The sequence below is a fragment of the Pseudomonas sp. NY15435 genome (assembly GCF_048068295.1).
In the GTDB taxonomy this organism is placed as follows: Bacteria; Pseudomonadota; Gammaproteobacteria; order Pseudomonadales; family Pseudomonadaceae; genus Pseudomonas.
This window is the reverse complement of sequence record NZ_JBLUQA010000013.1, coordinates 92220-117498: the sequence shown is the minus strand read 5'-3', so window position 1 is coordinate 117498 and position 25279 is coordinate 92220. Positions and strand designations below refer to the sequence as shown.

The 25279-nt window shown below is 65.3% G+C and carries 16 protein-coding genes; 2 read left to right on the top strand and 14 right to left on the bottom strand.

Annotated features, from left to right (window positions below; all coding sequences use genetic code 11):
• Positions 1-14 precede the first annotated feature (14 nt).
• Positions 15-782 (top strand): ParA family protein, encoded by a 768-nt coding sequence (locus tag ACNFH5_RS25585; protein ID WP_416750901.1) that lies wholly within the window; start codon positions 15-17, stop codon positions 780-782.
• Positions 783-786: 4 nt separating this feature from the next.
• Here ACNFH5_RS25585 and ACNFH5_RS25580 read toward each other — a convergent pair whose 3' ends face one another.
• The 10 genes from ACNFH5_RS25580 to ACNFH5_RS25535 all read right to left on the bottom strand — a co-directional run bounded on the left by ACNFH5_RS25580 (position 787) and on the right by ACNFH5_RS25535 (position 15880).
• Entirely contained in the window at positions 787-1596 is an 810-nt protein-coding gene (locus ACNFH5_RS25580) for a universal stress protein (protein ID WP_416750899.1), read from the bottom strand.
• Positions 1597-1673: 77 nt separating this feature from the next.
• Positions 1674-2120 carry a YiiD C-terminal domain-containing protein gene (locus ACNFH5_RS25575; protein ID WP_416750896.1) on the bottom strand — a complete coding sequence of 149 codons (447 nt, stop codon included), beginning with the start codon at positions 2118-2120 and terminating at the stop codon, positions 1674-1676.
• A gap of 83 nt (positions 2121-2203) precedes the next feature.
• The gene (gene trxC, locus ACNFH5_RS25570; RefSeq protein WP_416750894.1) at positions 2204-2638 is read right to left on the bottom strand and encodes a thioredoxin TrxC; all 435 of its coding nucleotides are present in this window, start codon (positions 2636-2638) and stop codon (positions 2204-2206) included.
• 112 nt (positions 2639-2750) lie between these two features.
• The gene (locus ACNFH5_RS25565) at positions 2751-4535 is read right to left on the bottom strand and encodes a methyl-accepting chemotaxis protein (RefSeq protein WP_416751066.1); all 1785 of its coding nucleotides are present in this window, start codon (positions 4533-4535) and stop codon (positions 2751-2753) included.
• A 504-nt stretch (positions 4536-5039) separates the two neighbouring features.
• Positions 5040-6317, bottom strand: a complete 1278-nt coding sequence (locus ACNFH5_RS25560) for a bifunctional O-acetylhomoserine aminocarboxypropyltransferase/cysteine synthase (protein WP_416750892.1) — start codon at positions 6315-6317, stop codon at positions 5040-5042.
• Positions 6318-6439: 122 nt separating this feature from the next.
• Positions 6440-7900 (bottom strand): protein adenylyltransferase SelO, encoded by a 1461-nt coding sequence (selO, locus tag ACNFH5_RS25555; protein ID WP_416750890.1) that lies wholly within the window; start codon positions 7898-7900, stop codon positions 6440-6442.
• Positions 7901-7958: 58 nt separating this feature from the next.
• A complete protein-coding gene (gene mscK, locus ACNFH5_RS25550; protein ID WP_416750887.1) occupies positions 7959-11315 on the bottom strand; it encodes a mechanosensitive channel MscK in 3357 nt (1118 codons plus the stop codon).
• An 85-nt stretch (positions 11316-11400) separates the two neighbouring features.
• Complete coding sequence (locus ACNFH5_RS25545) at positions 11401-13143, bottom strand: potassium/proton antiporter (RefSeq protein ID WP_138524004.1); 1743 nt, start codon at positions 13141-13143, stop codon at positions 11401-11403.
• Between the two features lie 98 nt (positions 13144-13241).
• Entirely contained in the window at positions 13242-13892 is a 651-nt protein-coding gene (locus ACNFH5_RS25540) for a hypothetical protein (protein ID WP_416750885.1), read from the bottom strand.
• A 185-nt stretch (positions 13893-14077) separates the two neighbouring features.
• Positions 14078-15880, bottom strand: coding sequence for an acyl-CoA dehydrogenase (locus tag ACNFH5_RS25535; protein WP_416750883.1), 1803 nt, complete (start codon positions 15878-15880; stop codon positions 14078-14080).
• A 178-nt stretch (positions 15881-16058) separates the two neighbouring features.
• Between ACNFH5_RS25535 and ACNFH5_RS25530 the strand changes: the two genes are divergently transcribed.
• A complete protein-coding gene (locus tag ACNFH5_RS25530) occupies positions 16059-16895 on the top strand; it encodes a 23S rRNA (adenine(2030)-N(6))-methyltransferase RlmJ (protein WP_416750881.1) in 837 nt (278 codons plus the stop codon).
• A gap of 277 nt (positions 16896-17172) precedes the next feature.
• Here ACNFH5_RS25530 and msrA read toward each other — a convergent pair whose 3' ends face one another.
• The 4 genes from msrA to aceE all read right to left on the bottom strand — a co-directional run bounded on the left by msrA (position 17173) and on the right by aceE (position 25211).
• Entirely contained in the window at positions 17173-17820 is a 648-nt protein-coding gene (msrA, locus tag ACNFH5_RS25525) for a peptide-methionine (S)-S-oxide reductase MsrA (RefSeq protein WP_416750879.1), read from the bottom strand.
• Positions 17821-17930: 110 nt separating this feature from the next.
• A complete protein-coding gene (locus tag ACNFH5_RS25520; RefSeq protein WP_416750877.1) occupies positions 17931-20630 on the bottom strand; it encodes a putative bifunctional diguanylate cyclase/phosphodiesterase in 2700 nt (899 codons plus the stop codon).
• 265 nt (positions 20631-20895) lie between these two features.
• Positions 20896-22551 carry a dihydrolipoyllysine-residue acetyltransferase gene (gene aceF / locus ACNFH5_RS25515; RefSeq protein ID WP_416750875.1) on the bottom strand — a complete coding sequence of 552 codons (1656 nt, stop codon included), beginning with the start codon at positions 22549-22551 and terminating at the stop codon, positions 20896-20898.
• Positions 22552-22562: 11 nt separating this feature from the next.
• Positions 22563-25211 carry a pyruvate dehydrogenase (acetyl-transferring), homodimeric type gene (gene aceE / locus ACNFH5_RS25510; protein ID WP_045216080.1) on the bottom strand — a complete coding sequence of 883 codons (2649 nt, stop codon included), beginning with the start codon at positions 25209-25211 and terminating at the stop codon, positions 22563-22565.
• Positions 25212-25279: the final 68 nt, after the last annotated feature.

Below are 25279 nucleotides of genomic sequence, written 5' to 3'. Positions count from 1 at the left end.
TGGAGGGATGGCTGATGCGACGCGTGGTGTTCAATCAGAAGGGCGGAGTAGGCAAGTCCAGCATCGCCTGCAACCTGGCGGCAGTGAGCGCAGCGGAGGGCTACCGCACTTTGCTGGTGGACCTGGATGCGCAGGCCAACTCCACGCACTACCTGACCGGACTGACCGGTGAGGACCTGCCGGTGGGCATCGCCGATTTCTTCAAGCAGACGCTGGCGTCCGGGCCTTTCAGTCGCAAGGGCAAGGTGGATATCTACGAGACGCCCTTCGACAACCTGCACATCGTCACCGCCAGCCCGGAGCTCGCGGATCTGCAGCCCAAGCTTGAGCAGAAGCACAAGATCAACAAGCTGCGCAAACTGCTGGACGAGCTGGCCGAAGATTACGACCGGATCTACCTGGATACGCCGCCAGCACTGAACTTCTATACCGTTTCTGCGTTGATCGCCGCCGATCGCTGCCTGATTCCCTTCGATTGCGATAGCTTCTCCCGCCAGGCGCTGTATGGCCTGCTGCAGGAGATCGAAGAGCTGAAGGAAGACCACAACGAGGACCTGGAAGTCGAAGGCATCGTGGTCAACCAGTTCCAGCCGCGTGCCACGCTGCCGCAGCAATTGCTCGATGAGTTGGTGGAAGAGGAGTTGCCGGTGCTGCCGGTGTACCTGATGAGCTCGGTGAAGATGCGTGAGTCGCACCAGGCGTGCACCCCGCTGATCTTCCTCGAGCCCCGCCACAAGCTGACCCAGCAGTTCGTCGAACTGCACAACCTGCTGGAAGCCTGAGCGATTACTGGCTGATCAGCACATCACAGGGCGGCCGCCGCAGGAAATAGCGCGTCGAGCTGCCCAGCACGGCCTGCTCGATGGCGCCGCGGCTGCGGCTGCCGAGTACCAGCAGGTCCGGTGTCCATTCCCGCAACGCCGTTTCCAGCGCCTGCTGGGCGGTGCCCTGTTGCACCGCGCAGAGCAGTTGCGGCCCATTGGGTGGTACGTGCGCGCGCTCGTCCTGCAGCGCCTGGCGCAGCAGTTCGCGCTGGGTGTCCAGATGGCTGCCGGCGCGATCGGCCTTCTTGCCCGGCTGGTAGGCGTTGAGCGCCAGCAGCTCGGCTGTCGGTGCCAGTAGGCGATAACCGGCGCGCCAGGCCTGGCAGGAGCAGTGCGACAGGTCCAGCCCGCAAAGAGCCTTCGCATACGGTCTGGCGGATTCGTCCACGGCCAGCAGGATCGGCGCGCGGCAATGGCGGGCGATGCGCTCCAGAGTGGTGCCATCGAAGCGCTCCAGCAACTGCTGGTGGTGCGCGCCGATCACCAGCAGGTCGGCGTTCAGCTCCTGTGCCGCCTCGGTGACGGTGTTCGCTGCACGGCCCTGGCGAATCATCAGCTGGTAGTCGGTGATGTCACTGGCGCGAGCCGCATCGCGCAGCGCCACTTCGGCGGCTTCGCGCACCGTGGCCATCATGCGGTCGGGGAAGAATTCCTCGATGACATGCAGCAGCGTGACGCTGGCGCCGTGCTGGCGGGCCAGTTGCGCGGCGCGGCGCACGGCAATGTCCGCCTCGACGCTGAGGTCATGGGCGACGAGCAGGTTCCTGTACATGGTGGGCTCCCTCTGTGGCGCTTCCACTGTCGCGCCACGTAGGAAATTTCACCTTGATGCAGGGCAATGGCCCGCTTTCACCGACTCCGCAGCTGATAGATGGCGTGGCTTTCGGCGACGACGTTGCCTTCTTCGTCCTTCAGCTGCAGATCGAGTGTGAACTCGGACTTGCCGTTGTGCGTGGCTTCCTCGCCGATGCGCTGGATTTCTTCCTCGCTGAGCCGCGCGTCGACCGTCACATCACTGGCGGCGGGGCGCAGGAAGCGCAGGCCGGCCTCCTTGACGATGGGGTAGAAACGCCGCGCGTCGAAGCTGGTCAGCATCAGCACACCACCGGGCAGTTCGGCCACGGTGAACAGCGCGCCGGCGTACATGTTCTGGATGTGGTTCTCGTTGCCCTTGAGCGGCATGCGCAGGCGCACGTGGCCGGGTTCCAGCACCTCGGCCTTGAGGCCGGTGCGCTTGACGAAGGCGATGTGTTCTTCGGTGAGCTGGCGGATGAACTCTTCGGGGTAGGAAGGCATGGGCGTACTCCGTTTTTCTGCCCAAGCCTAGCCTGCGTGTGCGGTCTGGCAATGACCGCACCGATTGACCGAAACGCTCGCGATCAGATGCCCTGGCGGGACAGCCAGTCGAGCAACTGCGGCAGCGGCATCGCCCCGCTCTGACGCGCCACTTCCTGACCATTGCGCAGCAGGATCAGGCTGGGAATCGAGCGAATCCCCAGGCGGGTGGAGAGGTTCGGGTTGGCGTCGCTGTCCAGCTTGGCCAGTCGCACCCTGCCTGACAGTCGCGCGGCGGCTTGTTCGAACACCGGCGCAAAGCCCTTGCACGGCCCGCACCAGTCGGCCCAGACGTCCACCAGCAGCGGCAGGTCGCCCTTGGCCTGGGCGGCGAAGCCAGCCTCGTCGAGGTCGAACGGCGTATCCAGCACGATCGGCGACTGGCAGCGCCCGCAGCTGGGCGAGTCAGCCAGGCGCGCGGCGGGCACGCGATTGAGGCCGTTGCAGTTCGGGCAGGGGATGATCAGGGAATCGGACATGGCGGGGCTCCAGAGGCTATGAAGCAAAGATGGAGCCTCGCAGGTCCGATCTCAACGGTACGTTGAATGCTTTTCCGAAGATGGGCCGACGTCGAGCGCCGGCCCATGCGCATTACACCCGGAAATGACTCACCAGCGTTTGCAACTGTCCACCCAGGCGGGCGAGTTCGACGCTGGAGGCGGCGACTTCTTCGTTGGCGGAGGCCGTCTGCTCGGAGACGTCGCGCACGTTCACCACGCTGCGGCTGATTTCCTCGGCGACGGCGCTCTGCTCTTCGGCGGCGGTGGCGATCTGCTGGTTCATCGCCTGGATGTTGGAGACGGTGCGGGTGATCTCGCCGAGGGAATCGCCGGCCTGGCGACTCAGGGCGACGCTGCTGGCGGTGAGCTCGCGGCTGCCGAGCATGACGCTGGAGACCTGGCGAGTGCCGCTCTGCAGGCCGGCGACCAGGGCTTCGATCTCTTCGGTGGATTGCTGGGTGCGCTGGGCCAGGCCGCGTACTTCGTCGGCGACCACGGCGAATCCGCGTCCGGCCTCGCCCGCGCGGGCAGCTTCGATGGCGGCGTTGAGGGCCAGCAGGTTGGTCTGCTCGGCGACCGACTTGATCACGTCCATGACCTTGCCGATCTTCTCGCTCTCCTGCTCCAGGCGCTGCATGGCTTCGGCGGAGCGTTCGACTTCCTCGGCCAGGCGCTCGATCTGCTCCACGGCCTTGTTCACCACGCGGTCACCGTCCTGGGCCTGATGGTCGGCGGCGGAGGCGGCCTGGGAGGCCTGCTCGGCGTTGCGCGCGACTTCCTGCACGGTGGCGGACATCTCGTGCATGGCGGTGGCGACCTGATCGGTCTCGACCTTCTGGGTATTGGCGCCGGCGCTGGTCTGCTCGGTGACGGCGGAGAGCTCCTCGGCGGCGCTGGCGATCTGGGTGACGCCATCGCGGATGCCGCCGATCAGCTCGCGCAGGCTCTGGCTCATGCGCTGCATGCTCTGTTGCAGGCGGCCGAGCTCGTCGCGGCGAGTGACCTGGATGGTCTGCGACAGGTCGCCAGCGGCGATGCGGTCGACCACCGCCATGGTGTCGTGCAGTGGGCGGGTGATCTGGCGGGTGATGATCAGTGCGGCGATGCTGCCCAGCACCAGTGCAAGCAGGGTGACCAGGGTCTGCAGGCTGCGGGCTTTGGCACTTTCGGCGTCGCGGCGATCAAGCTGCAGTTGGTAGAGATTTTCGCTGATCTTGACGATGTCCTGGCCCTGGGTCGTCATTTCCTTGCGCGCCTGGACGATCGCGGCCATGTTCTGGCGCAGGGTCTGCACGGCGTCGCGGTAGGTGCGCAGGGCGGTACCGAGCTGCTGAACGTATGGCGCTTCGGCGACACCGAGCACGCTTTCCAGGGCTGGCAAGCCGGCGATGCTTTCGTCCAGGCCGCGGGTTACGCCGTCGCCGTTGCTGGTGAGGGCGGTGGCGAGGTAGTCGCGCACGTCATAGCGCGCCTGCAGCAAGTCCTCGCGGGTGCCGGCGATGGCCTGGAAGCGGGTGGCGCGCTCTTCGTCGGCCGGCGCCTTGAGGATGTCCTGCTGGATCTGCGCGGTCAGCTCGTTGGCGCGGGCGGCGTTGTCCTGCAGGGTGCGGCGGGTGATGCCCGCGCTCTGGTAGCCGGCGCGCATGGCGGCCAGGGACTTTTCGTAGTCGGCGATGATCCCGCCGAGCTGGTCGAGCATGCGCACGTTCTCGGGACTGACGAAGGACGCGCGGAGTTTCTGCTGCTGGGCCTTGAAGTCGGCGAGGGTGCTCATGACGTTGGCGGCTTCCTGTTCGGCGCCGTCGGCGATCATGTACTGCAGGCGAGTGATGCGCAGCTTGGTGAGGCGCGAGTTCAGCTCAGTGATGTCGCTCATCCAGTTGCTGCGGTCGATCAGCGAGCCCAGGCCAACCCAGCTGACCATGGCGAGGATGGCGGTGAAGGCGAGGACCAGGCCGAAGCCCAGGGCCAACTTGAGGTTGACGCTCAAGTCGGAAATCCAGCGGTTCATTGACGATCTCCAGGAAAGGTTGTGTGAAGTCAGGCCGTTCGGAGATTGTTCTTGTTGGGGGCCAGGCGGGCGGACCGCGCCAAGACCCTATCGGCAGGTCTGGGCGGAACCGTATGGTCACGGGCGAAAAAAGTTGGCCACCGGCCGGCGCCTTAGGGCGGGTCGGAGGTCGGGGGGCGGGGAAGGCGGACGAATCCCTGTTCGCTGGCGTGTCGTTCGGTATGGTGGCGCGCTGGCTGTCGGCGCTGGGCGGGATTGTACGGAAAGGCCTGGTACGGCGTCTGCAAAATGATGGCAAAGAGATATTGCCGAGGTCCGCTGACGCGCGAATGAGGCGCCGGTCTGGCGCCTCATTCGGTTTTCACAGGATCAGGCCCTGGCGGAGTCCAGCGCCTGGGCGAGGTCGGCGAGGATGTCGTCGATATGCTCGATGCCGATGGACAGGCGCACCATGTCGCGCGGCACGCCGGCCTTCTCCAGTTCTTCGTCGTTGAGCTGGCGGTGGGTGGTGGAGGCCGGGTGGCAGGCCAGGGACTTGGCGTCGCCGATGTTCACCAGACGCACCACCAATTTGAGCGCGTCGATGAAGCGCGCGCCCGCTTCCTGCCCGCCCTTGATGCCGAACGAGAGGATCGACGCGGGCTTGCCGCCCATGTAGCGCAACGCCAGTTCCTGCTCGGGATGATCGGCGAGGCCGGCGTATTTCACCCAGCTGACTTGCGGATGGTACTGCAGGTACTGCGCGACCTTCACCGCGTTCTCGCAGTGGCGCTCCATGCGCAGGGCGAGGGTTTCCAGGCCCTGCAGGATGAGGAAGGCGTTGAACGGCGAGAGTGCGGCGCCGGTGTTGCGCAGCGGCACGACGCGGCAACGGCCGATGAAGGCGGCCGGACCGAAGGCTTCGGTGTAGGTCACGCCGTGGTAGGACGCGTCAGGCGTGTTGAGCAGCGGGAAACGCTCTTTGTTGTCGGCCCAGGGGAATTTGCCGGAGTCGACGACGATGCCGCCGATGCTGGTGCCGTGGCCGCCGATGTACTTGGTCAGTGAGTGCACGACGACGTCCGCGCCGTGTTCGAACGGACGGCAGAGGATCGGCGTGGCGACGGTGTTGTCGACGATCAGCGGCACCCCGTGGCGGTGCGCGGCATCGGCCAGGGCCTGGAGATCGACGATGTTGCCCGCCGGGTTGCCGATGGATTCGCAGAAGACGGCTTTGGTGCGCTCGTCGATCAGCGCTTCGAGGGCGGCGATGTCATCGTGCGGCGCGAAGCGGGTCTGGATGCCGAAGCGCGGCAGGGTGTGGGCGAACAGGTTGTAGGTGCCGCCGTAGAGCTTGGCCACCGAGACGATATTGTCGCCGGCCTCGGCGACGGTCTGGATGGCATAGGTGATGGCGGCCATGCCGGAAGCCACGGCCAGTGCTGCCACACCGCCTTCCAGCGCGGCCACGCGCTCCTCCAGCACCGCGTTGGTGGGGTTCATGATGCGCGTGTAGATGTTGCCGGCGACCTTCAGGTCGAACAGATCGGCACCGTGCTGGGTGTCGTCGAAGGCGTAGGAGCTGGTCTGGTAGATCGGCACGGCCACGGCCTTGGTGGTCGGGTCGGGGCTGTAGCCGGCGTGGATGGCCAGGGTTTCCGGTTTCATTGTTCGAGCGTCCTTGTGGCAGAAAGCCCCGAGGATGCGAGCGGCGCCCGGCCCTGGTCAATGACCGGGAGCAATGTGGCCGGGGCGCCGCTAGATCGCTTTTCGCTGAGCTTATAACCGGCTCAGGACGAGCAACTGATCTCCAGATGCTTGCCCCAGTCCGGCGGGCGGCGGGTGAAGACTTCGGCGTCGGGCTGCTCTTCGAAGGGCTTGCTGAGCACTTCGTGCAGACGACGCACCACGCTGAAGTCGCCCTGTTCAGCGGCTGTGATGGCTTGCTGGGCGAGGTAGTTGCGCAGTACGTAGAGCGGGTTGACCGCGTGCATGCGGGCGCGGCGTTGGTCCTGGCTGCCGCCTTCGCGTTCGGCACGGGCCTGGTAGTCGGCGGTCCAGGCGTCGAAACCGGCGAGGTCGACGAAGTCCTCGCGGACCACGGCCAGTGCTTGCTCGGGTGCCTGTTCGCCGAGGCGGCGGAAGAACAGCGAGTAGTCCACCGCGCCCTTCTGCATGGTCTGCAGCAGGCGCTGCACCAGTTCCAGATCACCCTCTTCGGCAGTGGTGAGGCCGAGGCGTTGGCGCATCAGGTGCAGGTAGTTCGCCTGGTAGAGCGGCAGGAACAGGTCCAGCGTGGCGCGCAGGTCGTCCACTTCGACGAAGGGCGTCAGCGCCTGGCCGAGCGCGGCGAGATTCCAGTGGGCGATGGGCACCTGGTTGCTGAAGGAATAGCGACCGGTGTCGTCGGAATGGTTGCAGATGTGGTTGGCGTCGAAGTCGTCGAGGAAGGCGTAGGGGCCGTAGTCGAAGGTGATGCCCAGGATCGACATGTTGTCGGTATTCATCACGCCGTGGCAGAAACCGTAGGCCTGCCAGAAGGCGATCATTTCGGCGTTGCGCTCGACCACTTCGCGGAAGAAAGCCAGGTACGGCTTATCGTCGTCCAGGCACTGCGGGTAGTACGACTTGAGGACGAACTCGCCGAGGCTGCGCAGGTGTTCTTCCTGCTTGGTGTAGTAGAAGTACTCGAAGTGGCCGAAGCGTACGTGGCTGGGGGCCATGCGCAGCAGCATCGCGCCGGTTTCCTTGGTCTCGCGCCATACCGTGGTGCTGGAGCCGGTCACGCACAGGGCGCGGCTGCTGGGGATCCCCAGGGCGGCGAGGTACTCGCTGGCGAGGAATTCGCGGATCGACGAGCGCAGCACGGCGCGGCCATCGCCCATGCGCGAGTAGGGCGTCTGTCCGGCGCCTTTCAGGTGAAGGTCCCAGTGCTCGCCGGCCTCGTTCACCACTTCACCCAACAACAGGCCGCGGCCATCGCCCAGGCGGGGGTTGTAGGAGCCGAACTGGTGCCCGGAATAGACCATGGCGCGCGGATCGGCTTCTTCCCAGAGCTTGTGGCCGGCGAAGATTTCAGCGAACAGCGGGTTGTCTGCCTCGCTCGGGTCGAGGTCGAGCAGGGCCATGGCGGCTGGGCTGGCGACCACCAGGCGCGGGTCGGCGATGGGGTCGGGCAGGACCTGGGTAGAGAACACGTCGCCCAGGCGGGCGAAGCGGTTATCGAAGGTCAGTTCGTCGAGCTTTTTCACGCGCATCTCCGGTACAAGTCCGAGCATTGTGCTCGGACTTCTCCGAAGGCGTCCACCCTCAGGCCTTGTCGCCGCTGGGCTTGTCCTGGGGAGCGGGCAGCTTCACCGGCGTGGCGGCGGGTTGCTGCTGGCCGACGATGACCTGGGCTTCCTGGCCCTGGAAGTTTTTCAGGAACACGTCGACCTGGTTGAAGGCCATATCGATGCCGGCTTCGCGGAAGGCCAGGGCGATGCGGGTGAGGGTCTCATCGACCGCCGGGTTGCGGTCGCCCAGCTCGCGCACGTGGAAGCGCAGTTCATAGTCGAAGGTGCTGGCGCTGATGGTGGTGAAGTACAGCACCGGCTCCGGGTCGCGGAGGATGCGCGGGTTGGCGTGGGCAGCCTCCAGCATGATCTTGCGCGCCAGTGGCAGGTCGCTCTCGTAAGCCAGGCCGATCTTGATGGTGACCCGCGTGACGGTATCGCTCAGCGACCAGTTCACCAGTTGCCCGGTGATGAAGGTCTGGTTGGGGACGATGATTTCCTTGCGGTCGAAGTCGGTGATGGTGGTGGCGCGGATGCGGATCCGGCTGACGGTGCCGGACAGTGTGCCGATGGTGACCACGTCGCCGATCCGCACCGGACGCTCGAAGAGGATGATCAGGCCGGAGACGAAGTTGGAGAAGATCGCCTGCAGGCCGAAACCGAGGCCGACCGACAGCGCGGCCACCAGCCATTGCAGCTTGTCCCAGCTGACCCCGAGGGTGGACAGCGCGCTGACGAAGCCGATGCCGCTGATGGTGTAGGACAACAGGGTAGTGATGGCGTAGGTACTGCCCTGGGCCAGGGTCAGGCGCTGCAGCACCAGTACTTCCAGCAGGCCGGGCAGGTTGCGCGCGAGGGCGACGGTCACGGCGGCGATCACCAGCGCCATGATGAAGTCGCTGAGGCTGATCGGCGTGGTGGACGCCGCGTCGCCGGTGCCGCTTGTGTACTGGTAGAGGGTCACGTTGTCGAGGTAGGAGACCACGCTGATCAGGTCGGCCCAGACCCAGTACAGGGTGACCACGAAGCCGATCAGCAGGCCCAGGCGGATCAGGCGCATGGACTGTTCGTTGATCTGCTCGATGCCCAGGGTCGGTTCCTCGACCACCTCCGTGCCTTCCATGCCTTCCTTGGGCGCGTTCTGCCGCTTCGACAGCGCGCGCTGGTAGGCCAGGCGGCGGGCGGCCACGCCCATGCCGCGGACGAAGGTGGCTTCCACCACCATCCAGAACATCAGCAGGAACAGGGTATCGATCAGCCGGTCGGTGAGCTTGAGCGCGGTGTAGTAGTAGCCGAAGCCCACGGCGAGGAACAGTGCCACCGGCAGGGCGGTGAAGCCCAGGCCGACGATCATCTTGATCATCGATGGGCGCTCGCTGGACGGGCTGTTGAACAGCAGTTGGGCGAGCAGCCAGGTCATGGCGCCATAGCCGAACAGCACCACGGCGATCCCGATCACGTCATCGGCCAGCGATGCCGGGGCATGTTCGGCGACGGTGACGACTGCGACCAGGGACATGACCACAAGACCCAGTCGGCGCATCAGCTTACCGAGGAACTGCACCTGTGGCTGGCTCCAGTGGAAGTGCCGCTCGGCGATGCCGCCGGGACGCAGGATGCGGTGTGCGGTGTAGAACACCAGCCAGACCTGCGCCATTTCCAGCAGTGCGCTACCCAGGGTGGCGTTCTGCCCGCGGGCGTCGAGCAGCAGGGCGAGGCCGGCAATGGCCAGGGCCAGGGTGCCGGGCAGTGCCAGCAGCACGGCGAGCAGCAGGGCCAGCGGCGTGTGGGCCTGGCTGTCGCGCTTGAAGTGGCCGATATCGTCGTTCAGCGATTCCAGCTTGTCGTAGAGGAACCGGCGCTTCCACAGCAGCGCAGCGACCAGCAGGAGCAGCGGCAGGAACAGGAAGGGGCGGTCGATCAGTCCCTCGCCCAGCTCCTTCACGCCCGAGCCCCAGGGTACTTCTGCGAGCTGGTGGTGCAGCAGCGTTGGAGTCATCTTGAACCAGGACAGGTCGAGCGGCCGGTTACTGGGAATCCAGAACATCTGCTCGTCGAGGGTGGCGCGCAGGCTGTCGCTGGTCTCCTTCAACTGCTTCTGGTTCAACTGCAGGGTAATGGCTTCGTTGAGCAGTGCGTTCAGCTCGTGGTTAAGGCGCTCCATCAGCTCCAGGCGGGTGTCCACCAGCTCGCCCAGGTCGTGGCGCAGCTGCGGGGTGATGCTTTCCTGCGGTTGCTGGGCCAGCAGGTTGTCGAGATAGACCTGGGTGTTGTTGATCTCGTCGCGCTTCTGGTTCAGCTCAAACTGGTACAGGCGCAGGTCGGCGATTTCGTCGGCGAGGTCCTGGTCGGTCCTGATGACCGGCAGTGACTGCTTCTGCTGATAGAGAATCTTGGCCAGCAGCAGGCTGCCGCGCAGCACGTTGATCTGCTCGTCCAGGGCCTGTTCGCCCTGGGTCAGGTTGTCCAGTTGCTGCTTGGCCTCCAGGTTGCGCCGGGTCAGCGTATTGAGGCGATCGGTGGTGCGCAGCAGGTAATCGGAGAGCTTGAGGTTGGCAGCGCTCTGCTGGCTCAGCAGGCTGTCGGTGCCGGCGGCCTGGCTATCCTTGGACAGCTCGGCGACGGTCTTCTCGGACTGTTCGCGGCGCTTGTCGCTGATCATCGCCTGCAGTTCGAGGGTCTCGCGTTCCTCGCGGCCGATGCGCTCGGCCAGCAGGTCGCGCTGGCTCGAGGCGAGGTCGAGCAGCAGGTTGTTGCCGGCCAGTTGCTGGCGCAGCAGGAGGTTCTGCGAAGTGAGCATGGCCTGTTCGGCCAGCAGTTCGTTGCGGCGCTCGTCGGCGATCGGCTTGGCGCCTTCCTTGCCGGCCTTGACCAGCCCGGCGATTTCCAGCAGGCGTGTCTGGTTCTTGCTCAGGTCGGCCTGGGCCCGCTCGGGGCGAGTCTGCGCGGTGAGAATCTCGCTCTTGGCGTCGACCATCTCCTTCTGCCAGGCGGCGAGCTGGGTGGATTGTTCGTTGAGTAGCATTTCCAGCTGGGTGGCGCTGGAGTCCTTGTAGCGCTGGCTGGCGGGCTTCTCGCTGCTGGCCTTGAGGCGGCTGAGCGCTTTCTGGTTCTCGTTGATCAGCTTGGGCGCATCGGCCAGCCGGCCCTTTAGCTCAGCCAGCTGTTTCTCGCTGTCTGCCTTGGCCGACAGCAGCTTCAGGGTGTTTTCCAGGCTCGCCTTGATTGGCTTGGCCTCGGCGTCGGCCAGCTTGCGGTCGGCAAGGCTGTCGAGGCTCTGTTGCACCTTTTCGGCGCTCGGTACAGAGGTATCGGCGGCCAGGGCGGGCAGGCCGATGAGAGAGCCGCCCAGAAGGACGGTGGTCAGAAGGGTACGCAGCAGGAATGACATGGTCGCGTTCAGCGGCTCGTGCGAAAAAAGTGGAGTGAGGGTAGTGCTGGCTGGCCGGCACCCGCAAGCGGGCACCGGTGGGCGGTCAGAGGAAGAGCCCCGGACCGGGACGACCTTCCGGGAATTTGACCCCGACCTTGCGGATCTTGTTCCCGTCCAGGGCGGCCACGGTCCAGGTCAGGCCGTTCCATTCCACCTGGTCGCCGATGATCGCCTGGCCGCCGATTTCGTGGGCGATGAAGCGGCCCAGGTTCTGCTCGCCGTCGACGCCTTCGAGCTTCAGGCCATAGAGCGAAGCCACGGCGGACAGCTGGGCGTCGCCTTCGAGAACGAAGTCGCCGAAGAAGCGCGCGCTCAGGCCGCGGTCCGGTGCCTGGCTGAACAGCTTGCCCAGCGCGGAGAGGTCATGCTCGTGGCCGATCACGCAGAGAATGTCGTCGGCTTCGAGGATGGTACTGCCGGACGGGTGCAGCAGTTGAGTGCCGCGGAACAGTGCGGCGATGCGGGTGCCTTCTGGCATCTTCAGCTCGCGCAGGGCGGCGCCGATGCACCACTTTTCCTTGCTGAGGTGGTAGACGAACAGCTCCCACTCGCTGGTCGGGTGGACTTCCAGGCCAGCACGGGAGATCGGCGCGGGGTCCGGCGGTACCACCACGCGCAGCAGCTTGGCGGCCCAGGGCAGGCTGGTGCCCTGCACCAGCAGCGAAACCAGCACGATGAAGAAGGCCACGTTGAAGAACAGCTGCGCATTGGGCAGGCCGGCCATCAGCGGGAACACGGCGAGGATGATCGGTACCGCGCCGCGCAGTCCGACCCAGGCAATGAAGGCTTTCTCGCGGCCGTGGAAGGCGCGGAACGGGAACAGCCCGACCAGCACCGACAGCGGGCGGGCGAAGAGGATCATCCATAGCGCCAGTCCCAGGGCGGGCAGGGCGATGGGCCAGAGGTCGTGGGGCGTGACCAGCAGGCCCAGCACCAGGAACATGCCGATCTGCGCCAGCCACGCCATGCCGTCGAGCATGTGCATGATGCCGTGGCGCGAGCGGATCGGTTGGTTGCCCAGCACCAGGCCGCACAGATAGATGGCAAGGATGCCGCTGCCGTGCACCGCGTTGGCCAGGGCGAAGATCAGCAGGCCACCGCTGATCGCCAGCAGCGGGTAGAGGCCGTTGGCCAGGTGGATGCGGTTGATTACCTGCAGCAGCAGCCAGCCGCCGGCCAGCCCCAGCACCGAGCCGATGCCGAACTCGCGCAGGAAGTGCCAGAGGAAGCTCCAGGACAGGCCACTCTCGCCATGGGCGAGCATGTCGATCAGGGTGACGGTGAGGAACACCGCCATGGGATCGTTGCTGCCGGATTCGATTTCCAGGGTCGCAGTGACCCGCTCGTTCAGGCCCTTGCCGCCCAGCAGCGAGAATACTGCCGCGGCGTCGGTGGAGCCGACGATGGCGCCAATCAGCAGGCCCTCCATCCAGCTCAGCTTGAACAGCCAGGCGGCGGCGATGCCAGTGAGCCCTGCGGTGATCAGCACGCCGGCGGTTGCCAGTGACAGCGCCGGCCAGAGGGCTACGCGGAAGCTCGATACCCGTGTGCGCAAACCGCCGTCCAGCAGAATCACCGCCAGCGCCAGGTTGCCCACCAGATAAGCCATGGGGTAGTTCGAGAAGCCAATGCCGCCGGGGCCGTCGGTGCCCGCGATCATGCCCACGGCGAGGAAAATGACCAGGATCGGGATGCCCAGGCGCGAGGACAGCGAGCTGACCAGGATGCTCATGCCGATCAGCACAGCAGCGATCAGGAAATAGCTGTTGATGGCCACGGCATCCAAGGTGTCGACCTCCTGGGGAATGGGGGAGTGGCGACGCTACGTGATTGAGGATGCAGGCCGCATGCCAATTGATTCTAACCTGCGGATTTACAAGGCTGTCAAAGGTTAGTTGCTGGCCAGCCCGCGGCGCTGTCGGACCAGCCGACGGTGTGCTCCCAGTCAGGCAACGGGCTGCTCTGGATCAGCGGCTCGGGCGTCCAGGTCAGCCCCTCTTCAGGGAGTGGGTGAGCGGCATCCAGGCAGTTGTCGCGGTCCCGCTGCAAGGTGGCCAGCGCCTTGCGGACTTCGCTGACGGTTTTGTTGTCGGCTGGGCTGTTTGCTGAACGAATCTGCGCATGCCATACGTTGCGGGCCGAACTGCCGGCGGCCCCGCAACTGCCCAATGGCTCGTAGTACGAGGAGCCGAACTGGGCGTAGCCGGCGTTCACCAGGGCGTTGAAGTAGCGGCTCTGTGCCTGGATCGATGTGCCATCAGCGCCGCGCAGCAGTTCCACGCCATTGCCGATTGCCTTGTCGATGGCGTCGAGAAAGTCCCTGGCGTGCTGGTGCGCCTCGGCGCCCGGCTCGCTATAGATCGGCGCGGTATCCAGTGCGTGGTCCATGCGTTGTGGCAAGGCGGCGGTGGTTGGCAGGTCGTCCATCGAGGTCGGCCGGAACAGAAAGACCACGCAACCGAGCGCGATGGAGGTGGCGAGCAGGGGCAAAAGGAATCGGGGGGCCAGGTATTGGCGAGTCGACAGAGGTGGCATGGCAAAGCTCGTTGAGGACGGACGCGGGCGCCATTCAACGGAATGCGGATGGATTTATCTGTCAGGCAAATCGGATGGTTAAAGCGGGCGCTTCCTCAATGAAGGGCGAAGTTGGCGCTGGATGCACTGCGACGGGCATAAAAAAGCCCCGGACGTGACCGGGGCATAAGGGACATACGAGACGCTTAGAACCAGGCGTCCTGCATGGTGGAACAGGTGTCGTCGCGGGCTTCGAGCAGCGCCAGGTCATGGTGGCAGGACGGCACTTCCCAGGTCAGGAAGTAGCGCGCGGCCTGCAGCTTGCCGCGGTAGAAGTCGGTGTCCGAAGCATCGCCTCGTGCAAGGCCCTCTTCGGCGCGGATGGCCTGCTCCAGCCAGCGCCAGCCGATCACGGCGTGGCCGAAGACCTTCAGGTACAGCGCGGAGTTGGCCAGGCCCTGGGCTACGCGGCCCTGCATCAGGTCGCCGAGCAGGCTCAGGGTGGTCGCGGACAGGCGCGCCATCAGTTGCTCCAGCGGCTCGCGCAGCTTGTCCAGCGAGGCGTGCGCCTGGGCGCGCTCGCAGGTCTGGTTGATCAGGCGGGTCAGCTGCTTGAGGCCGGCGCCGTTGTTCTGCGCGAGCTTGCGGCCCAGCAGGTCCAGCGACTGGATACCGTGGGTGCCTTCGTGGATCGGGTTCAGGCGGTTGTCGCGGTAGTACTGCTCCACCGGGTATTCGCGGGTGTAGCCGTGGCCGCCGAGGATCTGGATCGCCAGTTCGTTGGCCTTCAGGCAGAACTCCGAGGGCCAGGATTTGACGATCGGGGTCAGCAGGTCCAACAGTTCGTGGGCCTGTTTGCGTTCTTCCTCGGTCGCCAGCGTCTCGCAGTCGTCCACCAGTCGCGAGGCATACAGGCCGAGGTCGAAGGCGCCCTCGACATAGGCCTTCTGAGTCAGCAGCATGCGCTTGACGTCGGTGTGCTGGATGATCGAGACCGGCGCGGAGGTCGGGTCCTTGGCGTCCACCGGGCGGCCCTGTGGGCGCTCGCGGGCGTATTCCAGCGAGTACAGGTAGCCGGCGTAGCCGAGCATGATCGCGCCCATGCCGACACCGATGCGCGCCTCGTTCATCATCTGGAACATGTAGGCCAGGCCGTGGTGCGGCTTGCCCACCAGGTAACCGACGCACTCGCCCTTGTCGCCGAAGTTCAGCGCGGTGGAGGTGGTGCCGCGCCAACCCATCTTGTGGAACAGGCCGGCCAGGGTCACGTCGTTGCGCGCGCCGAGGGAGCCGTCGTCGTTGACCAGGAACTTGGGCACGATGAACAGGCTGATGCCTTTCACGCCGGGTGGGGCGTCCGGCAGCTTGGCCAGGACCATGTGCACGATGTTGTCCGACAGCGGATGGTCGCCGCCGGAGATGAAGATCTTGTTGCCCTTGATCCGGTAGCTGCCGTCGGCTGCCGGTTCTGCGCGGGTGCGGATGTCGGCCAGGGACGAGCCGGCGTGCGGCTCGGTGAGCGCCATGGTGCCGAAGAAGCGCGCCTCGATCATCGGTTGCAGGAACAGGCGTTTCTGCTCCTCGCTGCCGAAGGTCTCGATCAGGTGGCTGGCGCCCATGCTCAGCATCGGGTAGGACGAGGTGGCGATGTTGGCCGACTGGAAGTGCGCGAAGCAGGCGCGCGACAGCAGGTGCGGCAACTGCATGCCACCCTGTTCGAAGCTGCGCGAGGCATTCTGGAAACCGGCCTCGTTGAAGGCGTCCACCGCCGGCTTCACTTCCGGGATCAGCACCGCGCCGCCGTCGACGTACTGTGGTTCGTTCTCGTCGTTCTTGCGGTTGTGCGGAGCGAACAGCTCCTCGGCGATGCCGCGGGCGGTGCCCAGGGCGGCGTCGAAGGTCTCGCGGTTGTGGTCGGTGAAGCGTTCGCGCTGGGTCAGGGCCTCGGCGTCGAGCACTTCGTAGAGTTCGAAAGCGAGGTTGCGGGAGCTGAGCAGGGTCTCGGACATGGATCGACCTCCGTGGGAATCGCCGCAGTCTAGTCTGGTGAATGAAGCGCGCACAGAATCATCCACGAGCGTGATAAAGGGCTAAAACGCCCGGCTTCCCGGCGGGCCCCGGCGACGGCGGACTCGCACCACACCCGCCCCAGGACCTAAACTGCGCGCCTTGAGGAGCCTGCTATCCATGAACTACCGCCACGCCTACCACGCCGGCAACCACGCCGACGTGCTGAAACACATCGTTCTCGCCCGCATCTTCGCGCTGATGGCGCGCAAGGACACGCCCTTCGCCTACCTCGACAGCCATTCCGGCATCGGCCTCTACGACCTGCTGGGCGACGAAGCCAGCCGCACCGGAGAGTGGGAGTCGGGCATCGGCCGCCTGTACGAGCGCGATGACCTGCCGGAGCTGCTGCAGGACTACCTGGGCGTCGTCAGTGCGCTGAATCCCGATGGTGGCCTGGAGTTCTACCCAGGCTCCCCGGAGCTGGCGCGCCGCCTGACCCGTCCGCAGGATCGGGTGATGCTCAACGAGCTGCATCCTGAAGATGGTCGTATGCTCAAGGCCAACATGGCTGGTGAGCGCCGCATCTCGGTGCATCAGGGTGACGGTTGGTTGCTGCCCCGTGCCTTCCTGCCGGTCGCGGAAAAGCGCGGCGTTCTGCTGATCGACCCGCCCTTCGAGCAGCCGGATGACCTGGAGCGCTGCGTGAGCGCGCTCGACGAAGCGATCGGCCGCATGCGCCAGACCGTGGTCGCGATCTGGTACCCGATCAAGGACCGCCGCCAGCTCAAGCGTTTCTACCAGCGCCTGGAAAAGAGCTCGGCGCCGAAGATGCTGCGCGTGGAGCTGTGTGTGCATCCGGCCGACACGGCTGACCGTTTGAACGGCTCGGGGCTGGTGATCGCCAACCCGCCGTGGCCACTGGATGAAGAGCTGCGCGGCCTGTTGCCGTGGTTGGCGGATACCCTGGCGCAGAGTGACGGCAGCAGCCAGGTGGACTGGCTGATCGCCGAATGAAAAAAAGCCCCGGCAGTGTCGGGGCTTTTTCATGGTGATCCCGAGATATGGCGCGGGGCAGGGCGATCGCGGACGGAGTCCGCTCCTACATGGGATATCGTGCCGGCCCACCCTCTCCCTGAAGGGAGAGGGTGGAACCCAGGCGCGGATTCTCAGATGAAGACAGTTGCCCCTACGTTACCGTTGGGCACGCTGTTCCCTGTAGGAGCGAGCTTGCTCGCGAACCGGCCTCGCAGCGGCGCTATTCGCGAGCGAGCTCGCTCCTACCAAAGCAGGGTCACGCCGGCAGGCAGACGCCGGTGCCACCCAGGCCGCAATAGCCGTTGGGATTCTTCGCCAGGTACTGCTGGTGGTAGGCCTCGGCGTAGTAGAACGGCGGCACTTCGCGAATCTCCGTGGTGATCGCGCCGTAGCCCTTGGCGTCGAGCTCCTTCTGGAAGGCCGCGCGGCTAGCGTCGATGGCGGCTTTCTGCGCCTGGTCGAACCAGTAGATCACCGAGCGGTACTGGGTGCCGGTGTCGTTGCCCTGGCGCATGCCCTGGGTCGGGTCGTGGGATTCCCAGAACACCTTCAGCAGTGCCTCGATGCTGGTCTCACGCGGATCGTACGCCACCAATACCACTTCGCTGTGCCCGGTCAGGCCGGAGCAGACTTCGTCGTAGGTCGGGTTCGGTGTGAAGCCGCCGGCATAACCCACCGCGGTGACCCACACGCCGGGTTGCTGCCAGAAGCGCCGCTCGGCGCCCCAGAAGCACCCCAGGCCGACCACGATCTGTTGCACGCCGGCGGGGAAGGGCGCGGACAGCGGGTGGCCATTGACGTAATGCGCTTCGGGCACCGGCATCGGGCTTTCACGCCCCGGCAGGGCCTGGGCGGAGCTGGGCAGTTCCAGCTTGTGGGCAAGTATTTGCGAGCGCAGGGTCATGGCATTCGTCTCCTCTGAATAGGGGCGGCAATAGACTCGGGTACTCGTCGAAGATTACAGCGTTTTTTCCAGCAGCGGGGATGGCTGCGGGCACGCCGTGCCAGCGCGGCTCAATGCGGGCGGCAGGGGTAGCGCTGCAGGCTGGAGGACAGGTCGTGGCTGGGGATGGGCTTGTCGAACAGGTAGCCCTGGCCGATGTCGCAGCGGTTGCGCCGCAGGAAGGCCAGTTGGGCGGCGGTCTCGACGCCTTCGGCGACCACCTGCAGCTTGAGGTTGTGGGCCATGGCGATCACTGCCGAGGTGATTTCCATGTCGTCCTGGTTGTCCGGGATGTCCTTGATGAAGCTGCGATCGATCTTGATCACGTCGATGGGGAATTTCTTCAGGTAGCTCAGCGACGAGTAACCGGTGCCGAAGTCGTCCATCGCCAGGGTCAGGCCCAGGCTCTTCAGGCGTTCCAGCTGCTGGCGGGTGTCGTCGGTGGCGTCCAGCAGCAGGCTCTCAGTGAGTTCAAGCTCGAGCTGACAGGCCGGAATGCTTTCCTCGTGCAGGATCGCGGCGATGGAACCGACCAGGTCCGGGTCGCTGAACTGCTTGGGCGACAGGTTGATTGCCATGTGCAGCTCGCCCAGGCCCTTGGCGGCCAACTCGCGCACCTGGCGGCAGGCCTGGCGGATCACCCATTTGCCGATGGGGATGATCAGCCCGGTTTCCTCGGCGACGCTGATGAACTGGTCCGGGCGGATCATGCCCTTCTCCGGGTGCTGCCAGCGCAGCAGTGCCTCCAGGCCCAGCAGCGCGCCGCTGCGCAGGCACAGCTTGGGCTGGTAGTGCACCGCCAGTTCGTCCTGCACCAGCGCGCGGCGCAGGTTGCTTTCCACGAACAGCTTGTAGCTGGCCTCGGCGGTCATCGCCTCGGTGAAGGTCTGTACCTGGTGCTTGCCGTTGGCCTTGGCCTTGTGCAGCGCCAGACCCGCATGCTTCATCAGGGTCTGCGGGTCCTGCCCGTGCTGCGGCGCGTAGGCGATGCCCACGGAGCCGGTGATGCTGATCAACTGGTTGTCGACGAACAGCGGCTTGTCGAGCACGTCGAGGATCTGTGCGGCGACCTTCTCGCCACGACCGGCGACGGATTCCTCCAGCAGGACGGCGAACTCGTTGCTGGCGAAGCGTGCCAGGGTGGCGCTGTCGCTCAGGCTGCTGCGCAGGCGGCGGGCGAGGTTGGCCAGCAGCTTGTCGCCGGTCTGGTGGCCGAGGCTGTCGTTGATCCGCTTGAAGTTGTCGATGTCCACCAGCAGCAGGCTCAGCGAATGTTCGCTGCCCACCTGCAGGCGTTCTTCCAGGGCATTGATGAAGAAGTGCCGGTTGGCCAGGCCGGTGAGGTTGTCGCGGTAGGCGAGTTTCTCGATGTGCTGCTGGGCCAGCTTGCTCTGGGTGATGTCTTCGTAGATGCCGATGTAGTGGGTCAGCTCGCCCTTGTCGTCGTAGACCTTGGACAACGACAGCTGGCCCCAGTACGGCTCAAGATTCTTGCGCCGGCTGCGGAATTCGCCCTGCCAGCTGTTCTGCGTGACCAGGGTGGAGCGTGCGTCGAACAGCAGTTCGCTGAGATTCGCCAGCGCTGGCAGTTCGGGCAGGCGGCGGCCGCGCACTTCGTCGGCGCCGTATTGGGTAATCGCGGTAAAGCTCGGGTTGACGTACTCCACCAGGCCGTCGCGGTCGATCAGCAGGAAGGCGCTGGCGCTCTGCTCGACGGCGCGCTGGAACAGGTGCAGGGCGCTGGAGACGTTGCGCCGCTCGTGGTTCATCAACACCTGGGCGTACTGGTCGGCCAGCTCGCCAGCGAAGGCGATCTCGTCGCTCTGCCACATTCGCACTTCGCCGACATGCTCCAGGCAGAGCACGCCGACCACTTCGCCGCCGACGCGGATGGTGGCGTCGAGCATGGCGCTGATGCCCTGCGGGCGCAGGTAGCGTGCCGCCAGCTCCTGGGTGCGCGGGTCCTGCTGGGCGTTGTGGGCGTCGATGGCGCGGCCGCTGTGGACTGCGTCGAGGTAGTTGGGGAAGTTGCTGGCGTCGATGTCCTGCGGCTTTTCGTACTGGTCGGTGTCGCGGCGGTAGATGGTCACCGCTTCCAGGCGATGGTCCGGGTGCAGGCGCCAGATGCCGGCGCGAGCCACGTCGTAGGCCTCACAGGCGGCCTGGGCAATCAACTGGGCAGCTTCGAGCAACGGGTCGCTGGACAGGTAGCGGTGCCGCGCCAGGCGCACGATCAGGTTCTGCTGGGTGCGCGAGCGCACCAGGTGCTGCAGGTGCTCGTCCTGGGAGCGCTGGTACATCTCCAGGGACATCTTCAGGCGGATGTTCTGGGCTTCCAGGTCCAGCAGCCGCGGGTCCAGTTCGGTCTCGTGCTCGTCCGCCTCGGTCTGCAACAGATAGCCGTGCAGCAGTTGGCGGCCGTGCTGCTGGAAGGCTTCGCCGACCTCCAGCACGTTCAGCGTGCCGCGCGGCGAGTGGAGCAGGTAGCGCACCCGGTAGCGGCCGTCCTTGAGCAATTGCTGCTGTACCTGCTCATGCAGGCGATGGCGCGCTTCGGGCTCCATCAGGCTGGCGTAGGGGGCGTCGAGGATGCCGCAGAGGTCCTGGGCCGGCACGCCGATCTGGCGTTCGCAGCCGGGGTCGAGGAACAGCAGGGTCCAGCTGGGTTCGTTCAGGCGCTCGAAGCGCAGCATCCCGAGCCTCGAAGGGACGGGAAGCTGCGTGACAACCTCGGCCGCCTGACGGCTGGCGGCATCGGGATGGCTCTTCATGCGCGGGAGATTTCCAGGGTGCTGGATGGGGTACTTCGCCCCACCCGACTTCTATGGGCGTTGGCAAGATTTGCATGAGGCACGGGGCCATGACAAGCCAAGACTGTATCGGCCGTCACAGTGGGAAGTTGAGCCAGGGGCGGGGGCCGGGCGTGACCGCCGGTCCGGACAAAAAGAAGCCCCGCCATCCGGCAGGGCTGGAGAGTACGAGCGTGGCGTGCTCGTCGAGAGGAAAGGCCGGCGCAGGGCCGGCCTTCTACAACACTTACAGCAGCAGGGTGCGGATATCGCCCAGCAGGTCGGACAGGCGCTTGGTGTAGCGCGCGGCGGCTGCCCCGTTGATCACGCGGTGATCGTAGGACAGCGACAGCGGCAGCATCAGGCGCGGCTGGAAGGCCTTGCCGTCCCACACCGGCTGCATGGTTGCCTTGCTGACACCCAGGATCGCCACTTCCGGCGCGTTGACGATCGGCGTGAAGCCGGTGCCGCCAATGTGGCCGAGGCTGGAGATGGTGAAGCAGGCGCCCTGCATGGCGTCGGCGGAGAGCTTCTTGGTGCGCGCTTTCTCGGCCAGTTCGGCGGCTTCGGCGGCGAGTTGCAGGAGGCTCTTCTGGTCGACGTTCTTGATCACCGGGACCAGCAGACCGTCCGGGGTGTCCACGGCGAAGCCGATGTTCACGTACTTCTTGCGGATCAGCGCTTTACCGCTGGGCGCCAGCGAGCTGTTGAAGTCCGGCATTTCCTTGAGCAGGTGGGCACAGGCTTTCAGCAGGATCGGCAGTACGGTCAACTTGACGCCAGCCTTCTCCGCGACGGCTTTCTGGGCCACGCGGAAGGCTTCCATCTCGGTGATGTCGGCCGAATCGAACTGGGTCACGTGCGGCACGTTCAGCCAGCTGCGATGAAGGTTGGCAGCGCCGACCTGCATCAGGCGGGTCATCGGCACTTCTTCCACTTCGCCGAACTTGCTGAAGTCGACTTCCGGAATCGGCGGGATGCCCGCGCCACCGGTAGCGCCAGCCGGCGCGCCGGATTTGGCGCGCTGCAGTTGCTCTTTGACGAACAGCTGCACGTCTTCCTTGAGGATACGGCCTTTGGGGCCGGTGCCTTTCACTTCGGACAGTTCGACGCCGAACTCACGGGCGACCATGCGCACGGCGGGGCCGGCGTGAACCTTGGTGCCGTCACGGCTGGGCGCGCCGACCGGAGCGGCTTCGGGGGCAGCTCCAGAAACTTTGCCCGGAGCTGCGGCAGCCGGTGCGGGAGCTGCGGCAGGAGCAGCAGCAGCCGGAGCCGGAGCAGCAGCCGGAGCTTCAGCGGCGGCCGGGGCCGCTGCGCCCGCGACCTTGAGCTTGAGGATCAGGTCGCCGGTGCCGACTTCGTCACCGATCTTGATCGACACGCTTTCCACCACGCCGGAAGCCGGCGAGGGGATTTCCATGCTGGCCTTGTCCGACTCCAGGGTGATCAGCGACTGGTCAGCTTCGACCGTATCGCCGGCTTTCACCATGACTTCGATGACGTTGGCCTTGCCAGCCGAGCCGATGTCCGGGACGTGGATGTCCTGGACGCTGGCCGCGGCGGGCGCGGCAGCCGGCGCCGGAGCAGCGGCCGGAGCCTCTGCCTTCGGTGCTTCGGCGGCCGGTGCCGGAGCTTCGGCCTTGGGCGCTTCGGCGGCAGCCGAGCCACCCTCGACTTCCAGCTCGAGGATTTCGTCGCCTTCCTTCAGGGTGTCGCCCACCTTGACCTTCAGGCTCTTCACCACGCCGGCTTTCGGCGAGGGGATTTCCATGCTGGCCTTGTCGGATTCCAGGGTCAGCAGGCTCTGGTCGGCCTCGACGGTGTCGCCGACCTTGACCAGCAGTTCGATGACTTCACCCTGACCATTGCCGATGTCGGGTACACGAATCAGTTCGCTCATCGTGCCTCTCCTCAGCAGTCCAGCGGGTTGCGTTTTTCGGGGTTGATGCCGAACTTGGCGATGGCCTCGGCCACCACTTTGGGTTCGATATCACCGCGATCGGCCAGGGCTTCCAGCGCGGCCAGCACGACCCAGTGGCGGTCGACTTCGAAGAAGTCGCGCAGCTTGCGGCGGCTGTCGCTGCGGCCGAAGCCGTCGGTACCCAGGACCTTGAATTCCTTGCTCGGAACCCACTGGCGGATCTGCTCGGCGTAGAGCTTCATGTAGTCGGTGGAGGCAATGACCGGGCCCTTGCGGCCGGACAGGCACTCTTCGACGTAGCTCTGCTTGGGCTTCTGACCCGGGTGCAGGCGGTTCCAGCGCTCCACGGCCAGGCCGTCGCGGCGCAGTTCGTTGAAGCTCGGAACGGACCAGACGTCGGCACCGATGCCGAAGTCTTCGCGCAGAATTTTCGCGGCGGCTTCGACTTCGCGCAGGATGGTGCCCGAACCCAGCAGCTGCACGTGATGCGCGGCGTCCTTCTTGTCCTCATCGAGCAGGTACATGCCCTTGATGATGCCTTCCTCGGCGCCCTTGGGCATGGCCGGCTGGACGTAGTTCTCGTTCATCACGGTGATGTAATAGAAGATGTCCTGCTGCTCTTCGATCATCTGGCGCGAGCCTTCGCGGATGATTACCGCCAGCTCGTAGGCATAGGTCGGATCGTAGGTGCGGCAGTTCGGGATGGTCGCCGCCAGCAGGTGGCTGTGACCGTCTTCGTGCTGCAGGCCTTCACCGTTCAGGGTGGTACGGCCGGCGGTGCCGCCGATCAGGAAGCCGTGCGCGCGACTGTCGCCAGCGGCCCAGGCCAGGTCGCCGATACGCTGGAAGCCGAACATCGAATAGAAGATGTAGAACGGCAGCATCGGCTGGTTGTGCGTGGAGTACGAGGTACCCGCGGCGATCCAGCTGGACATGGCGCCGGCTTCGTTGATGCCTTCCTCGAGGATCTGACCTTTCTTGTCCTCGCGGTAGAACATCACCTGGTCCTTGTCCACCGGCTCGTACAGCTGGCCGACGGAGGAGTAGATACCCAGCTGACGGAACATGCCTTCCATACCGAAGGTACGGGCTTCGTCCGGCACGATCGGGACGATGCGCGGGCCGAGTTCCTTGTCCTTGACCAGCTGCGAGATGATCCGCACGAAGGCCATGGTGGTGGAGATTTCGCGGTCGCCCGAGCCGTCGAGCATGGCCTTGAGGGTTTCCAGCGGGGGAACCGGGACCTGGAAGCTCTTCTCGCGGCGAACCGGCATCACGCCGCCCAGCGCGGCACGGCGGGAAGCCAGGTACTTGGCTTCGGCGCTGCCTTCCTCGGGGCGGTAGAACGGCAGGTTTTCCAGGTCGGCATCCTTGATCGGGATGTCGAACTTGTCGCGGAACGACTTCAGGGACTCGACGTCGACCTTCTTGACGTTGTGCGCGATGTTCTTCGCTTCGCCCGAACCGGTACCGTAACCCTTGATGGTCTTGGCCAGGATGACGGTCGGCTGGCCCTTGTGGTTGACCGCCTGGTGGTAAGCCGCATAGACCTTGTAGGGGTCGTGGCCGCCACGGTTGAGTTTCCAGACCTCTTCGTCGGAGAGGTCCTTGACCATCTCCAGCAGTTCCGGACGCGCACCGAAGAAGTGCTCACGCACGTAGGCGCCGTCTTTGGCCTTGTAGTTCTGGTACTCGCCGTCGATGACCTCGTCCATGCGCTGCTGCAGCAGGCCGGCGGTGTCCTTGGCGAACAGCGGGTCCCAGAAGCGACCCCAGACCACCTTGTTGACGTTCCACTCGGCGCCACGGAATACGCCTTCGAGTTCCTGGATGATCTTGCCGTTGCCGCGAACCGGGCCGTCGAGGCGCTGCAGGTTGCAGTTGATGACAAAGATCAGGTTGTCCAGCTTCTCGCGGCCGGCCAGGGAGATCGCGCCCAGGGATTCGGGCTCGTCGCACTCGCCGTCGCCCATGAAGCACCAGACCTTCTGCTTGCCGGCAGGGATGAAGCCGCGGCTTTCCAGGTACTTCATGAAGCGCGCCTGGTAGATCGCCTGGATCGGGCCCAGACCCATGGAAACGGTCGGGAACTGCCAGAAGTCCGGCATCAGCCAGGGGTGCGGGTAGGAAGACAGGCCGTTGCCGTCCACTTCCTGGCGGAAGTTGTTCAACTGGTCTTCGCTGATGCGGCCTTCGAGGAAGGCGCGGGCGTAGACGCCGGGGGAGGCGTGGCCCTGGAAGAACACCAGGTCGCCGCCGTGTTCGTCGGTCGGGGCCTGGAAGAAATAGTTGAAGCCAACGTCATACAGGGTCGCCGAGGAGGCGAAGGAGGAGATGTGGCCACCCAGATCCGGGTCGTTCTTGTTGGCCTTCATCACCATCGCCAGGGCGTTCCAGCGCACCAGGGAGCGAATGCGGCGTTCCATGAACAGGTCGCCGGGCATACGGGCTTCGTGGGTGACCGGGATGCTGTTGCGATACGGCGTGGTGATCGCGTAGGGCAGTTGGGTGCCGGACCGGCTGGCCAGCTCGCCCATACGGGTCATCAGGTAATGGGCGCGGTCTTCACCTTCACGGTCCAGGACCGATTCCAGGGCGTCCAGCCATTCCTGGGTTTCGACGGGATCGAGGTCTTGCATGGCTTGCTCCAGGGCGGAAAGGCTTCCAGAATCGGAAGCCAGTAGATCGTTGCCGATAGCTGCGCCAA